Source organism: Treponema berlinense, from assembly GCF_900167025.1.
Classification (GTDB): Bacteria; Spirochaetota; Spirochaetia; order Treponematales; family Treponemataceae; genus Treponema_D; species Treponema_D berlinense.
Map to the genome: position 1 here is coordinate 1 of NZ_FUXC01000013.1, position 15,037 is coordinate 15,037.

General features: G+C 40.0%; 15 protein-coding genes and 1 riboswitch. Of the genes, 7 read left to right on the forward strand and 8 right to left on the reverse strand.

Annotation, left to right across the window (positions count from 1 at the left end; translation table 11 throughout):
- Positions 1 to 391: 391 nt before the first annotated feature.
- Positions 392 to 1,465 (reverse strand): Ig-like domain-containing protein, encoded by a 1,074-nt coding sequence (locus B5D47_RS09705; RefSeq protein ID WP_159443524.1) that lies wholly within the window; start codon positions 1,463 to 1,465, stop codon positions 392 to 394.
- A 313-nt stretch (positions 1,466 to 1,778) separates the two neighbouring features.
- Between B5D47_RS09705 and B5D47_RS09710 the strand changes: the two genes are divergently transcribed.
- Together B5D47_RS09710 and B5D47_RS09715 are read left to right on the forward strand one after the other, a co-directional pair.
- Positions 1,779 to 3,446: a phospholipase D-like domain-containing protein gene (locus B5D47_RS09710; protein ID WP_078931650.1), complete on the forward strand. Its 1,668-nt coding sequence runs from the start codon at positions 1,779 to 1,781 to the stop codon at positions 3,444 to 3,446.
- Between the two features lie 21 nt (positions 3,447 to 3,467).
- Positions 3,468 to 4,304 (forward strand): SDR family NAD(P)-dependent oxidoreductase, encoded by an 837-nt coding sequence (locus tag B5D47_RS09715; RefSeq protein WP_078931651.1) that lies wholly within the window; start codon positions 3,468 to 3,470, stop codon positions 4,302 to 4,304.
- A 47-nt stretch (positions 4,305 to 4,351) separates the two neighbouring features.
- Here B5D47_RS09715 and thiC read toward each other — a convergent pair whose 3' ends face one another.
- Positions 4,352 to 5,659, reverse strand: coding sequence for a phosphomethylpyrimidine synthase ThiC (gene thiC / locus B5D47_RS09720; protein WP_078931652.1), 1,308 nt, complete (start codon positions 5,657 to 5,659; stop codon positions 4,352 to 4,354).
- A 16-nt stretch (positions 5,660 to 5,675) separates the two neighbouring features.
- Positions 5,676 to 6,482 carry a bifunctional hydroxymethylpyrimidine kinase/phosphomethylpyrimidine kinase gene (thiD, locus tag B5D47_RS09725; protein ID WP_234970011.1) on the reverse strand — a complete coding sequence of 269 codons (807 nt, stop codon included), beginning with the start codon at positions 6,480 to 6,482 and terminating at the stop codon, positions 5,676 to 5,678.
- 56 nt (positions 6,483 to 6,538) lie between these two features.
- Positions 6,539 to 6,644: riboswitch (TPP riboswitch) on the reverse strand.
- Positions 6,645 to 6,896: 252 nt separating this feature from the next.
- Between thiD and B5D47_RS09730 the strand changes: the two genes are divergently transcribed.
- Genes B5D47_RS09730 through B5D47_RS09740 form a run of 3 tightly spaced genes read left to right on the forward strand, consistent with a single transcriptional unit; the run spans position 6,897 to position 8,730 of the window.
- A complete protein-coding gene (locus B5D47_RS09730) occupies positions 6,897 to 7,730 on the forward strand; it encodes a hydroxyethylthiazole kinase (protein ID WP_078931654.1) in 834 nt (277 codons plus the stop codon).
- Between the two features lie 3 nt (positions 7,731 to 7,733).
- Positions 7,734 to 8,033: an MTH1187 family thiamine-binding protein gene (locus B5D47_RS09735; RefSeq protein ID WP_078931655.1), complete on the forward strand. Its 300-nt coding sequence runs from the start codon at positions 7,734 to 7,736 to the stop codon at positions 8,031 to 8,033.
- Positions 8,034 to 8,049: 16 nt separating this feature from the next.
- Positions 8,050 to 8,730, forward strand: coding sequence for a thiamine phosphate synthase (locus B5D47_RS09740; RefSeq protein WP_078931656.1), 681 nt, complete (start codon positions 8,050 to 8,052; stop codon positions 8,728 to 8,730).
- Between the two features lie 89 nt (positions 8,731 to 8,819).
- On the opposite strand, the gene B5D47_RS09745 is transcribed toward B5D47_RS09740, so the two are convergent.
- Both B5D47_RS09745 and B5D47_RS09750 read right to left on the reverse strand, forming a co-directional pair.
- Positions 8,820 to 9,530 (reverse strand): HAD family hydrolase, encoded by a 711-nt coding sequence (locus B5D47_RS09745; protein WP_078931657.1) that lies wholly within the window; start codon positions 9,528 to 9,530, stop codon positions 8,820 to 8,822.
- Between the two features lie 109 nt (positions 9,531 to 9,639).
- Complete coding sequence (locus B5D47_RS09750) at positions 9,640 to 9,915, reverse strand: HU family DNA-binding protein (protein ID WP_078931658.1); 276 nt, start codon at positions 9,913 to 9,915, stop codon at positions 9,640 to 9,642.
- Between the two features lie 168 nt (positions 9,916 to 10,083).
- Here B5D47_RS09750 and B5D47_RS09755 point away from each other — a divergent pair, with 168 nt between their 5' ends.
- Both B5D47_RS09755 and rocF read left to right on the forward strand, forming a co-directional pair.
- Positions 10,084 to 11,271 (forward strand): PucR family transcriptional regulator, encoded by a 1,188-nt coding sequence (locus B5D47_RS09755; RefSeq protein ID WP_078931659.1) that lies wholly within the window; start codon positions 10,084 to 10,086, stop codon positions 11,269 to 11,271.
- 58 nt (positions 11,272 to 11,329) lie between these two features.
- Positions 11,330 to 12,235, forward strand: coding sequence for an arginase (rocF, locus tag B5D47_RS09760; RefSeq protein ID WP_078931660.1), 906 nt, complete (start codon positions 11,330 to 11,332; stop codon positions 12,233 to 12,235).
- A 582-nt stretch (positions 12,236 to 12,817) separates the two neighbouring features.
- Here the strand turns inward: rocF and B5D47_RS09765 are convergent.
- Genes B5D47_RS09765 through B5D47_RS09775 form a run of 3 tightly spaced genes read right to left on the reverse strand, consistent with a single transcriptional unit; the run spans position 12,818 to position 14,976 of the window.
- The gene (locus B5D47_RS09765) at positions 12,818 to 13,834 is read right to left on the reverse strand and encodes a replication protein RepA (RefSeq protein ID WP_078931661.1); all 1,017 of its coding nucleotides are present in this window, start codon (positions 13,832 to 13,834) and stop codon (positions 12,818 to 12,820) included.
- A gap of 25 nt (positions 13,835 to 13,859) precedes the next feature.
- Positions 13,860 to 14,189: a hypothetical protein gene (locus tag B5D47_RS09770; protein WP_078931662.1), complete on the reverse strand. Its 330-nt coding sequence runs from the start codon at positions 14,187 to 14,189 to the stop codon at positions 13,860 to 13,862.
- A gap of 34 nt (positions 14,190 to 14,223) precedes the next feature.
- Positions 14,224 to 14,976, reverse strand: a complete 753-nt coding sequence (locus B5D47_RS09775) for a ParA family protein (RefSeq protein WP_078931663.1) — start codon at positions 14,974 to 14,976, stop codon at positions 14,224 to 14,226.
- Positions 14,977 to 15,037: the final 61 nt, after the last annotated feature.

Here is a 15,037-nt window from a genome sequence, read left to right on the forward strand (position 1 = left end):
CAAACTGGCATAATTTCTGCAAACGGAATTATTCCGCAAGCTGAATCTGCTTATTTTCTTGTCGCGGAAAAATTCCGCAGCCTGCCAGAGCTTAATTCCGGCAAACGGAAAAATTCCGCACTCAAACTGGCATAATTTCTGCAAACGGAATTATTCCGAAAACTAAATTTGCTTTTTTTGCCACGGAAAAATTCCGCGAGCTGCCTCGAAAAGCAGGCTCCTGCCATTTACGTCCCTTGCGTTTCTAAACAGTTATTCCTATGCCAACACGTTGCAAGCCCGAAACAAATAAAAAACCCGGCAAGAGGCAAGTTTCCAAAAACGGAACTTTTGCCTTTTGCCGGGCTGGGATTAACTAAAAGTTAATTATGTAAAAATTAGATTTTTTGAACTAATTTGCAGCCTTTGTTTCAACTTTAAGAAGCTTCATACCGTTCATTGCAATAGTTGCGGTTTTTGCAGCTGTTGTTGTAAGGGTATACTCTTTAGTCCTGTCAGTATCACTTGCCATAGAGTCGGATTTATCTCCAACAGTAATACATCTTACTTTGTCAGCTGCATATGCACCTGCAAATTTATACGTAACGGTAACTGTAAAATCACTGTCTGCAGAAAGTGTAATCATATCTTCAGCAGAACTTCCGTTAGAAACCTGTAATCCACCATTATTCTTAACTTTGCGAGTTGAAGTTGCAACCCAAGTCCAAGTAATATCATTTGTTTCTGGAGCAGCAGTTGGAGCAGCCCAATCTGCTGATACAACAGTATCTGCTTTTGTTGGGAAATCGCTTGGAAGACCTTTAGTTAAATCATAAACAACATCAAGTACTTTTGTCGATGGTGCTGCAGCAGCTTTTACTGTTACATCAACTGCATCTGTTTTTTCTCCGGCTTTTGCTGTGATTGTGGCAGTTCCTGCCGCTACGCCTGTAACTTTACCTGTTGAATCAACTGTTGCAATTGCAGTGTCAGAAGAAGACCATGTAACAGTCTTGTCTGTTGCATCAGCTGGTGAAACTTCTGCTGTAAGAGTTATTGTTTCTCCTGCTGTTACTTCTTTTACTGTCGATGTGATTTTTACTTCTGTAACAGCTATGGTCGTCGTCTCGCCACCGCTAGTTGCAGCAACTTTTACTGTTACTTTAACTGTCGCATTTTTTCCGCCAGCGCTTGCTGTGATTGTAGCTTCGCCTGCTTTTACGCCTGTAACTACACCTTCTTTAACTGTTGCTACTGTAGCGTCAGAAGAAGTCCAGGTAACTGTTTTGTTTGTTGCATCAGCTGGCAAAACTTCTGCTGTAAGAGTTATTGTTTCTCCTACTTTTACTTCTGTTACTGTCGATGTAATTTTTACTTCTGTAACAGCAACGTCTCCATCATCATCGTCGTCGTTTTTACAACCAATAAAATTTGTCATTGCGAGCAGCGCAGCAAGTGCCGCAGCAATTCTCAACATTTTTTTCATATTTTTCTCCTCCAAAAAAAACATTTTGTTAGTAACTATAATAACATCGTTTTATTTTAAAATGGGGGGGGGTATTTGCACAATACTGACTTTTTAAAACAAAACTCTGCAAAAAAAATGTAGTAAAATAACCATATTTTAAAGGTTTTTTAACAAAATCCTGCTCCGTCCTGGAGCCATGCAAAGCAGTGGCAAAGCCACCGAGGGTTACTGAGTGGCGCAAGGACGCTTGAGCGCAATCTCAGCCCGAAATTTTATTTGCCTGTTTAACAGTTTTTTAATATCCTTTTAAATATGTCATAAGAGGCTCCAAATGTTTAAAACCCTTAAATTAAAGCAGTTTTTGCGTTCCAGTATTATCCGTCTTGCCGCAACTTTTTTGTCTTTTGGCGTGCAGTTTTTCTGGCTGTGGACTGTGAGCCGCTGGCTTAAATCGTATTCTGTCTGGATTAGCCTTGCTTCGGATTTTTTGGCTGCAGCCCTTGTTATTCACGTTTACAACAAACAGAATTACAGTGTTTCTCTTAAAATTCCGTGGCTTATTTTGATTCTGGTTTTGCCGATTGTTGGAATTACGCTTTATTTTTTGAGCGAAAATAATCACCAGTCCAAAAGAGTTAAAAATAATACGTCAAAAATCAAGGCGGAAAGCGTCCGGCACATTAAAAGCGACTCAAATGTTCTTAAAACGCTCGAAAATTTGGACAAGAGGGTTGCAAATCAGTTTAAATATTTGTCTCTCGTTGAAAAATTTCCGGCTTTTTTTAACACGGGCGCTAAATTTTATGGAAACACGGTCGAGTGTCTTGATCGCCAGCTTAAAGATTTGGCGACAGCACAGAAATTTATTTTTCTTGAGTATCATGCAATCGAAGAGGCAAAAGCGTTTGACAGGATGCTGCCGGTTTTGAAAGAAAGGCTTGCGGCAGGAGTTGAAATCCGCATTTTGTACGACGATGTTGGAAGCATTGGCTACATAAACAAAAAATTTATTAAACGAATGAACGGGATTGGCATTGAGTGCAGGGACTTTAACCCTCTTTCGCCTCTTTTCTCGCTTTTTATGAACAACCGCGACCACCGGAAAATTATGGTTATTGACGGAAAAATCGGTTTTACAGGCGGTTACAACCTTGCCGATGAGTATTTTAATTATTCGCATCCGTACGGACAATGGAAAGACAGCGGTTTGAGGATTGAAGGAAAAGCCGTAAACACTTTTACAGAACTTTTTTTGGAAATGTGGAACAGCCAGGAAAAAGGCAGGCTTGAAGATGTTTCAAAATATTTTATAGAAGAAACGGACGGGCCGGATAAAAACGGCGAGTTTGCGCTTAATAATGGAAATGGCGCAAAAAACAGCGGAAACAGTCAGCTCAACGAAAAAAATGAAAAATCTCCTGCTCAAACAGAACCTTTGCCTGCAAAAACGGACGGTTTTATTCAGCCTTATGCAGATATGCCGCTCGATTATTTGTATGTCGGCGAAAATGTTTATCTAAACCTCATAAAATGGGCAAAAGATTTTGTCTGGATTACAACGCCTTATTTGATTTTGGGCGACGAAATGAAGCGCGAACTTATTTTGGCGTCTTTTCGTGGCGTTGATATAAGAATTGTAACGCCTGGAGTTCCTGACAAAAAACTTGTTTACAAGATTACGCGTTCTTTTTACGGTGAACTTATCGACAGCGGAATAAAAATTTACGAATATACGCCGGGGTTTATCCACTCAAAGCAAATGATTGCCGACGGAAAACTTGCAACTGTCGGAACTGTGAATATGGATTTTAGAAGTTTTCATCACAATTTTGAAAACGGAGTTTTAATGTACAACACAAGCGCGATTTCCGACATTCAAAAAGACTTTGAGTCGCTTTTTAAAATCTCAGCCGACGTTACGGAAAAATACCACAACAAAAAGCACCATTCGATGAGTTTTACGGACAGGGTTTTGCGGCTTTTTAGCACCTTGCTTTAGTTTCTGTGCTAAAATGTGAATATGAAAAAAATTACGATTATTACAGGCGCAAGTTCCGGAATGGGAGCAGAATTTGCAAGCCAGCTTTTTAACGAATACGAATTTGCAAGCGACAAAAAAAGTGCCGCCCAAAACCGCGAAATCTGGCTCATTGCCCGCTCAAACGAAAAACTCTTGCAAACAGCGGAAAAAATTTTGAGCTCAAAAAGCCCGGATTCTCCTGCAAAAACAAAAATCAGGACTTTTTCGCTCGATTTAACCGGAACTCCGGGCGTTTATAAATTTGACGGGCTTTTAAAATCCGAAGCCGCCAATGAAGATTTTGAAGTTGAATGTCTTATAAACAATGCGGGTTTTGGAACTTATGGTCCTTTTGACGAGACTTCTTCCGAAAAAGAACTTGCTATGATTGAATTGAACTGCACCGCTCTGACAGGAATTTGCAGCTGCGTCCTTAAATATTTAAATTCCGGCTCGCAAATAATAAATGTTTCGTCGCTCGCCGCCTTTATGCCGCTTGGAAATTTTGCAGTCTATGCGGCCACAAAAGCATACGTTCTTTCTTTTACGGTGGCTCTGGCGGCAGAACTCGAACCAAAAGGAATAAAAGTTTGCGCTCTTTGTCCGGGCAGCGTAAGCACAAATTTTGCAAATGTGGCTTCCAACGGCAAGCGCAAGGAAGTTTTGCATGGAAGAGATCCTGTAAAAGTTGTGCGCCACTGTCTTAAAAAAGCAAAAAAAGGCAAAAAAATAATTTTGACCTTTCCAAAATGGAAATTTCTTTCGTTTGCAAGCCGCTTTGCAGGAAAATTTACTGTTGCCAAACTGACATATAAATTTGCAAAACGGCCGCATTAAAAAATTTCGGCAAAAAAATATTTGCGTTCAGGATATTTGCAAAAATCTTACAGAATGTCGATTATTTCGCCGGAAAGAGCTTTGTTCATGCTACGTACTGCGCAGAATTTTCCGCACATTGAGCAAGTGTCGCTGTGATCCTGCTCCGGAGCGCGGCTGTCACGGATTGCTCTTGCGGTTTTTGGGTCTATCGCACATTCAAACTGCTTTTCCCAGTCGAGCTTTCGGCGCGCATCTGCCATTTTGTCGTCTATATCCCTTGCTCCTGGAATTCCCTTTGCAATGTCTGCTGCGTGCGCGGCAATTTTGCTTGCGATTATTCCCTGCTTTACGTCGTCAACATTCGGCAAAGCAAGATGTTCGGCAGGTGTAACATAACAAAGAAAACTTGCTCCGTTCATTGCGGCAATTGCGCCGCCGATTGCAGAAGTAATGTGGTCGTAGCCCGGCGCAATGTCGGTAACAAGAGGTCCGAGAACATAAAACGGCGCTCCCATGCATATTGTCTGCTGAACTTTCATATTTGCGGCAATCTGATCCATTGGAACGTGTCCCGGTCCTTCTACCATTACCTGTACATTGTGCTCCCATGCACGTTTTGTAAGCTCTCCGAGGCGGACAAGCTCTTCTATTTGGCAGACGTCGGTTGCGTCGGCAAGACAGCCCGGCCGGCATGCATCGCCAAGGCTTACAGTTACATCGTACTTTTCGCAAATATCAAGAATTTCATCATAATATTCATAAAAAGGATTTTCATTTCCTGTCATTGACATCCACGCAAAAACCAGCGAGCCTCCACGACTTACAATATTCATCTTTCGTTTGTGGGTTCTTATCTGGTCTATCGTTTTTCTTGTAATTCCGCAGTGTAAAGTTACAAAATCAACCCCGTCTTCTGCATGAAGCCTTACAACATCGATAAAATCTTTTGCGGTCAAAGTTGCCAGATCACGCTGATAGTGAATTACGCTGTCATAAACCGGAACTGTTCCAATCATTGCAGGACATTCCTGAGTAAGTTTTTGACGGAACGGCTGGGTATTTCCGTGGCTTGAAAGATCCATAATTGCTTCTGCGCCCATATCCACGGCTTTGAGAACTTTCTGCATTTCGACATTATAATCTTTGCAATCCCTGCTTACTCCGAGATTAACGTTTATTTTTGTGCGCAATGCGCTTCCAACGCCTTCCGGATTAAGGCATTTATGGTTTTTGTTGGCAGGAATTGCCACCTTTCCTTCCGCCACAAGCTGCATGAGCTTAGAAAGTTCCATTTTTTCTTTTTTTGCTACGGTTTCAATCTCTTTTGTAACAATGCCTTTTCTGGCGGCATCCATTTGTGTCGTGTATTCCATTTTTTTCCTTATCCCCTTATTTTATATTCCAGTTGTGAGCCATTGGCCCGGAACCTTTTCCCAAATCAAGCATTGCGTTTAAAGCTCCGCTTATGTAAGCTTTTGCATTTTTTACGGCAGACACAATTGGCTCGCCTTTTGCAAGATTTGCGGCAATTGCGCTAGAAAGTGTACAGCCTGTTCCGTGAGTGTTCGGATTGTTTATTCTTTTTCCAAAAAACCAGATTCCGTCCGCATTTTTCAGATTTGCGTCGTCAACTTTGCCCGATTCGCCCAAAAACAGAAAATCATTCGCATCGTTAACGCTGTGTCCGCCTTTTAAAAGAACCGCGCTTCCATATTGCTCAAAAATTTTCTTAGCAGCGCTTTCCATATCTTTTTCAGACAAAATTTTAATTCCCGACAAAATTTCTGCTTCGGGAATATTTGGCGTAACCAGTGTTGCAAGCGGCAAAAGTTCAGTTTTTAGAGCCTCAAGGGCATCATCGCCCATAAGTTTTGCTCCGCTCGTTGCCACCATAACCGGATCAACAACCACATTTTTTAGTCCGTATTTTTTTACCGAAAAAGCGACAGTTTTTATCAGAGCGGCGGACGAAACCATTCCCACTTTTACAGAATCCGGAAAAATATCCGTAACAACGGCATCTATCTGTTTTTGCAAGAATTCTGGTTCAACTTCCATAATTCCAAAAACGCCTGTTGTATTTTGTGCGGTCAAAGCGGTAATCGCGCTCATTGCGTAAACTTTATTGCAGGTAATCGTCTTAATATCCGCCTGAATTCCCGCTCCGCCACAAGAATCGCTGCCTGCAATCGTCAATGTTGTTTTAATGATTCCTCCTTACCAGACTCAGTAAGGAACGTAAACAGAATATAGATTAGAAGTCTAAGATTTCCTACGTTGGCATTATCCAAATCAGGTACGGTCAAAGCGAAGAAGCTTCCTCTCAGCCGGTTTGCGCCAGCTCCCAAATTCATTTTTTTCATTCTAAAAAAAAACGGCATAATTTTCAATTAAAAAAACATCAAAAAAATTCTCATGCAAAAACCCCTCAAATGCTATTGCTTTTTTTTGCGTTTATAAACTATCATTCAGTTAATTGCATGGGTACTGTTCCTTTTGGAACGGTTGAGAAATACCATTTGAACCTGTCAGTTAACACTGTAGGAGGGAGCAAGATTTTTTTGGAAAATTTGGCCCGCCCTTGCGCGGGCTTTTTTTTTTGGAGTTTTTATGAATTCAAGCGAAATCAAACAAAGAATCGAAAAAGCGGTAAATGACGCAAAAGCAAAAAAACCGCTTGCACCAAGCATTACAAACACAGTAACCGTAAACCTCGTTGCAAACGCCCAGCTTGCGGTCGGAGGAAGCGCCGCAATGGTTTATCTTCCGGACGAAGGCGAATGTGTAGCGCAAATTGGCGGCGCTGTTTACCTGAATATGGGAACCCTATTTCCAATTTACGAAGAAACAATTCCGCGGACAGCAAAAAAACTTAGCGAACTCAAAAAAAATTGGGTTTTAGATCCAGTTGGCCTGGGAATCGGCTCTCTAAGAACCAAACTTATCCTCGGCTTAAAAGATAATCCTCCGACAATCATCCGCGGAAACGCCAGCGAAATAATCGCCGTTGCAAAATTATGGAACGTTTCAGAATTTGAAAATTCAAACGGACCGGTCGGAGTTGACTCAGTGGATTCTGTCGAATCCGCAGAAAAAGCCGCCCGCGCACTCGCAAAATTTATTCACGGAGCAGTCGCAGTAAGCGGAAAAGAAGATTTAGTCACAGACGGAACAACAACTGTCTTTTCAAAAGGCGGTTCGGCCTACCTGGAACAAATAACCGGAGCAGGCTGTTCTCTTGGCGGTGTATGCGCCGTTTATGCGGCAGTTTCCGATCCTTTTACGGCCGCCCTGACAGCAACACAAATCTACAACTTTGCAGGACAACAGGCAGAAAAAAAATGCCGCGGTTCAGGAAGTTTTCAGGTCTGCTTTTTGGACGAACTTAACAATGCGACCGCACAAGACGTTGCCGAAAATCCATTTACAATAAAAGAGGAATAAAAAATGAATACATTAGTTGCCGTAGCAATTGCGCCTTTTGGAGTCGGCGATGAACTTTCAAAAGAAGTTGCCGAAGTCGTAAAAGTAATCAGAGACTCAGGCCTTCCAAACAAAACCTACTCAATGTTTACAGAAATCGAAGGAGAATGGGACGAAGTTATGAAAGTCGTAAAAAATGCAACTTTCGTACTCGCAGAAAAAGGAATCCGCACCGAAGTCATCATGAAAATGGACATCCGCCCAGGCTACAACAATATGATGACAGAAAAAATCGACCGCATGGAAAATCAAATGCAAAAATAAGCAAAAGGACAAAAAAATGAAATTTGACATAAGCAAATATTTGATTTTGGGACGCGAAAACACAAAAAACAGAACAGTAGAAGAAGTAGTAAAATCCGCAGTCGAGGCAGGTTTTACCTTTATTCAAATCCGCTCCAAAGAAGAATCCGCGGTCGAAATGATAGAAGACTGTCTAAAAGTGTCCGCTCTCTTAAAAAAAATGGGCAAAAGCGAACAGGTTTCTCTCGTTGTAAACGACAGGCTTGACGTAATCCTCGCAGCCCGTGAACGCGGAGCAAAAATCGACGGAATCCATGTTGGCCAGACAGACATTCCAGTCGACATCTGCCGCAAATATCTTGGAAAAGACTCAATTATCGGTCTGAGCGCTCCAACCAAAGATTTAATTTCTTACGTAAAAAGCTACAACGTAAAAGACATTGATTATTTTGGCGCCGGTCCAGTTCACGAAACAGCCACAAAACCAGACTGCGGACGCGACGAAACAGGCAAGGTCATAACAAAACCGCTCGAAGAACTTGCAGAACTCGCAAAAATCAGCCCGGTTCCAGTTGTCGTTGGCGGCGGAGTAAAACTAAAAGACATAAAACCCTTAAAACAGTCGGGAATCGACGGATTTTTCGTAATCACGGCCATAACCGATGCGCAAAATCCATATACAGCGGCAAAAGAGCTGTGTGACGCCTGGAAAAACTAAAAAAGAGAGTTTATCTGGACGAAGTTTTGCGGTCTAACCTGCTTTGCGCAGTTCCGCTTTTCGCTTCATTGCAAAGAAAACCGTGCTTTTTAATCACAGTTTTCTTTGCAACGCTTGCGCGCTGCTCCAATCAGGCGTAGCAAATTCTCAATATGTTCAGTTGCTTCGTCAAAATTTTTACAAAAAATATCGCTGCTTTTCTTTGCAGAACAAATATCCGAATTAGAATGTGTACAAGAGTCATAAATCCCGATTGTATAAAAGCCGGCTTTTTTAGCAGATTTTATTGCGTCGGGAGCGTCTTCAAAAACCAGGATATTTTCCGCTTTTGAATTAAAATTTTTTGCGGCGACAGAATAAATCCCAGGATTCGACTTTGACATCTTTAATTCTGAACAGGTTAAAATTTCCTTAAAAAAGCCGTCCAGCTTGTGCTTTTTAAGGCAGTCTTCAAACATTTGCCTGTCAGAACCGGTTAAAATTACGCACGGAATTTTATTTTTGGAAAGCAATTCTAAAAGTTTTTGAACGCCAGGCTTCGGCTGTATTTTTTCCGTGTAAGTTTTTTTTACAACGCTGGCTGTGCCTTCAATAATTTCTTTTACACTCAAATTTAATTTATATTCTTTTTGAATAAAAAAAGCGCCTTCCTCAACATTCATCTGAAGCAAAGCCGCGCCAAGATTCTTTTTAGCCTTTATTCCCAGCGAATTTAAAAATAATTCGCCGGCATTAAGCCACATTTCCATAGAATCCAGAATCGTTCCGTCCAAATCAAAAATTGCACCATTTATCTGCATATCCAAGTTATACAAAACTATATTCCGAACGTCCAGCGCAAAAAAAAAGCAGTTTCCGCGAAAAACTCACAAGAAACTGCCTTAGATTTTATCAATACGATAAACGCCCTTATTTGTTAACTCTGTCTTTAAGAGCTTTTCCTGCCTTGAATTTTGGACATTTTGAAGCTGCAATTTTAATTGTTTCGCCTGTTTTTGGATTGCGGCCTTCTCTTGCAGCTCTTTCACCAACATCGAAAGTTCCAAAACCGATAAGCTGTACGCTGTCACCTTTTTCCAATGATTTTGCTACATTTTCTGTAAAAGCCTTAACAACTGCGTCTACATCTTTTTTTGTAAGTTTTGTGTCTGCTGCAATAGCATCAATAAGTTCTGCTTTATTCATTACTTTCCTCCAATTTTGAATAAGAATTTAAGTATATATGTAAATTCTAATGTCGTACAGACTTTTGCTATATATTGTAAACAAAACTTAAAAAAACGTGCATCGTGCATCTTGCTTAATTTTCCAAAAAGTTTTATTTTTTGTGTACTAGTTACAAGGTGGCAAAAAATGGCACTTACATTAAATACTCTCCTTAATTTTTCGGAAACTCCTTTTAAACTAAAGCTCGTCGCCGGGCGCGAAGGTCTTAAGCAGACGGTCAGCTGGATTTATTACACGGAAGACCCTTCTTTTAGCGAATTTATCCGTGGCGGAGAACTTGCAATCACAACTGGACTTTTGCTCAAACGAAAATCCGAAAACGAGGGGATAAATGAGTCTGAAAACCTGTGTTCATTTTTAAAGGATTTTATCGAAAAATTTTCTAGCCATAATGCTTCCGGTTTAATTGTCAACACTGGAAAATATATCTTTGAAATTCCTCAGGAGATAAAAACTTACTGCGACCAAATCAACTTTCCGCTTTTTACAATGCCCTGGGAAATTCATACGGTAGATTTAATGCAGGAAATCGGAAATATGATTTCTGCCGACAACCAAAACAGCCACAATGTTGAGAAATTTTTCTATCGTGCAATTTTTGAAACCCAGAAATTTGACCCAAAGCAAATCGAAAATACGGTTTTTCATGACGCAAAAAGTTTTTCAGTCGCGCTCCTGGAATTAAAAGAAAATTTTTTTAACAACGATATTGAGCAGGCAAAGCGATACGTTCAATTTTCGCTAAATCCAAAAATCAATTTTTCACAAAACGACTATTGTTGTTTTATTCACAACAGAAAAGTAATCTACATTATAAAAAACGACAATTCTTTTTTTGCGGAAGAACTTTTCCGCATAACGCGAAATGATAAATTCTTTTGCAATTCCAAACTTTCGCTTTCCGAATACTGCTCTTCTGCCGGAGAACTTGAGGATGCTTTTGTCCACGCAGAAATTACAATGAATCTTTCAAAAAATGCAGAAAAACTTGAAAAGTACGACAATCTCGGAATTTATAAAATTCTGCTTGAAGTAAAAAACAAAAAAGTTCTCGAGCAGCTTTATAAAGCCGTCCTCGGAAAACTGGACCAGCTCGAAACTGCAAAGCGCGAAGACTACTTAAAAACTCTCAAACTTTACTTAAAACTCGGCGGAAACATTCACAGCGTTTCTAAACAAAACAATACTCACAGAAACACAGTTTTGTACCGGCTCCAGCGGCTGCAAGAAATTCTAAATGTCGACCTTTCTGACGGCGACACCCGCTGTCTTTTGCAAATTGCAATTTACATTAAAGAGCTTCTAAAAAAGTAAAAAAAACGGCGCTACCCTCTTTATTAACATTCGCAAAAAAAAAATTTATAATGCCGTTATGAAAATACATATTTTAGAAATGCCTCTCGATTTTGGCGCAAGCCGCCACGGTTCGGACATGGGTCCGTCTGCAATCCGGCTTGCAGGAATTAAACAGCGGCTGGAAGCTCTCGGCCACTCTACTTTTGAACACACAGATATTTTTCATGCAAAACCGCAGGAATATCAAAATATCGGAAATCCTAAAGCAAAATATTTAAAACCAATCGTAAATGCCTGCACAAAACTTGCAGGACTTGTCGAAGAAATTTCCGGCAAAAACGAATTTCCTCTCGTTCTTGGAGGCGACCACTCAATTGCGCTCGGTTCAATCGCAGGAATCAGCGCAACAGCAAAAAAACAAAATAAATCTTTCGGCGTACTTTATGTCGACGCGCACGGAGATTTTAACGATACAAACACAACGCCGAGCGGAAATATTCACGGAGAGTGTCTTGCCGCTTCGGCAGGAATCGGACTTTCTGAACTTACAAACCTCTATTTTGAAGGACAGAAAGTCGATCCAAAAAACATCTGCTTTGTCGGTTGCCGCGACCTTGATTCTGGCGAAAAAACTTTAATGAAAAAAGCCGGAGTTACGGTTTTTACAATGAGCGACATTGACAGGCACGGATTTCCGGCAATTGTCCAGAAAGTAAAAGAATTCTTTCAAAAAATCGACATAATCCACGTAAGTTTTGACATGGACGTTCTCGACCCTATGTTTGCGCCAGGAACGGGAATTCCGCTTCCAGGAGGTCTTACAAACCGCGAGGCTCTTCTGCTAATGGAAGAAATGGCAGGCACAGAAAAAGTAAAATCCGCCGAAATTGTCGAAGTAAACCCGATTCTCGACGTCCGAAACCAAACCGCAATTCTGGCAGTAAGCCTGGCTTCAAGGCTTTTGGGCGAAACCCTCTATTAAAATTCCGGACCGCATCCACTTGTCTTATCCGGCTGCTCCGGATTCGCTAACGCTCATCGTCCTCGGCAGAACTTTGTTCTGCCTGCGGTCGACTGCGTCCTACGCATCCGGGGTAAGCTTTCCGGTCAAAAAACAATGTAACAGTTTTGTTATCCAAAACTATAAAATCCGTTTGTAACAGTTATGTTATCGGTTCAAATTTAATGTAACACTTAAGTTATCTAAAAGACTTGTTTAACGTCTTGTGTCTTTCTTTTATTTTATATGTAACAATCTTGTTATCCACCAATGTAACAGTCTGGTTATATTCATCCACAATCACCTGTGGAAATCTCTTTTTTTATGTAACAGTTACGTTATCATTGTGGATAACTGCTTTTTTATTTATATTATAGAAGAAACTTTCAATTCAATTTTTCTATGTAACAGTCACGTTATCTGAATGTCACAGTTTAGTTATTTCTACTATTATATCTAATAATAATCTAATAATATATTTAAACTAATAATAGAAAACCAAATTCTGTGGATTTCTTAAAAAAAGATAACAACTTTGTTACATAAAATTTTATAACCAAACTGTTACAATCCTCCCAAATCTGAAGAAATAAGGGCATATCTTACATCGTCGGCAAGAACAGGTGTAGGACTTTTAAACAAAGTAATTCCTGCTCCAGTCTTATCAATATCAACCTTTAATTCCGGATAATATTCTTTTTTTATTTCCTTTATCTGATCGATTATCCTGGAATAATTTACATTTGCAATTTTTGGATCAGAATCTTCTGCAACAGGCATAAACTGCTCGACAAGCTTATCTCTTGGAATAAAAACAGGTTTTTCTGCCATAAGTCCATTATTTCTATAAACAAGCCATGCATAAATGTCTTTTCCGACCGGACTTGTAATATCTTTGTAAACAGTGTAGTTAATCGGAACCGCATGAGTCTGACAAAAAGCCGCAAAATTTGCAGAAAGAATAATCTTAAATTTTCCAACCCGCTGGCTTTTTGAGGACGGATCTATAATCTCCTGAAATTGCACTCCATCTGTAAAAAGAATTGTTCCTGTTGTCGTTGTCTTTACTTCGACCGGACCTTTTGGAACTTTTTCTCCTGGCTCATATAATTCCTTAAATAAATTCGCCTGAAGCTGAATCTCTTCTTTTTTTTCAAACGAAAATGTTGCTCTTGTAAAACACGAAAGCTGTTCAAGAATGTCTTTTCCTCTTTGCCGTGGAAGCTGCATTTCGTTTAACAGCTGAGATAAAGAATCAAATTCAACGATAACAGGCACATTTTTTTCTTTTGAAAGAACTGCGTGCGTTGTAAAAACAGAAAGAATCAGCCGTCCATATTTTCCAAAAGGAACATTTGTCGGAGAGTTCAATATCAAAGAAATTCCGTTGCTTGCTTTCCGTATAAATTCTGTTTTATTTATATTCTTAAAAGGCAAAGAAGCTGTCGTAAAAAAACTCGGAATATAACTTAAGACATTCTTTGTTTTTTGAGTTTCCAGTTGATTAAGGGATTCAAACAGTTCGTCCGCCGAAGTATCAATCGGAACAAGGCTGTTTTCCCTGTGTATTTTTTTTCCCATTTTGTCTTTTTCCCACCCGTTTTTTTTAGTTAACGGTACTTGAAATTCCACCTTTTGAGATTACGATTCTTCCGGCGGCAACTTCTTTTGAAAGATATTCAAAAGATGACTCGATGTATTGAGTTATCGAAACTCCGCAGTTTGTGCAGAATTTTTTTATTTCGTCGCGGCGGCCTTCGGAAAGCCTTATGTTCATTACGTCGGCATATTTTCCTTTTTTAGGTTCAGCGGAAGTTTTGGAAACTGATGTTGCGGCAGGTTTTGCCGGAGCTTCTTCAGTTTTTTCTGTTTTTGTAAGGTTTGTTTTTATTTGATTTAAAAATTCTTGAGGTATTTTTTTTGTTGCGATTGGCATTTTGCTCCTCCAATAAAAGTTTTGTCTTACACTGTTATTTTATCAAATCTGCAAGTTTTTTTAGAGCGTCGAGAGTTTCTTTTTTTCCTCCGCGCTGCTGAATTGTCTGTCTTTCGATTGTCGCATATTTAAAATCCTGATCAACCGGAACGTAAACGACATTAAAATCTCCAGCGTTTAAACCTTCAGAAATAATATCTGTAAGTTTTATGCTTCTGTTGATTTCGTTGAGGACTATTGTCTCGAATTTTGGATTTTGAACGCGGCGGCGTTTTTTATAGCTGTCAAGATTGTCTTTAAAAATCTGAAGTCCGTCCTGAGAATATGCGTCTGCCTTTATAACGACAACAACTTCGTCAGACGCTGTCATAATGTCTTCTTCAAAGGCGTCGAATGCTGGAGATGTGTCAAAAATGCAGTATTCAAATCCAAGTTTTTCAACTTCGTCGCAAAGGTCGACAAAGATATAAGGTTCTTTCTGAGCTTCGCTTGAGCGGTATGTTTTTAGAGAGCGGCTTCCTTTTCTGTCGATTGAGTTTGTCGGAATTACAAAAAGATTTTCGACTGTTGTTGCCGATATAACCTGATCAATCGTAACATCGCCGTACAGAGCTTCCGCAAGGTCATGGTCAAAAGATTCCAGCAAGGTTCCTGTAGAGTTTCCCTGAGGGTCTGCATCGATAAGAAGAACTTTTTTTCCTTGCAATGCAAGTTCCGCTGCCAGCGAAAGACTCATTGTTGTTTTGCCTACCCCACCCTTTTGAATGGCAACTGCTATTTTTTTCATTTTGGCCCACCTCAAAATTTTATGAATTTTTATGCTTTTTAATATCTAATCATATTTTTTA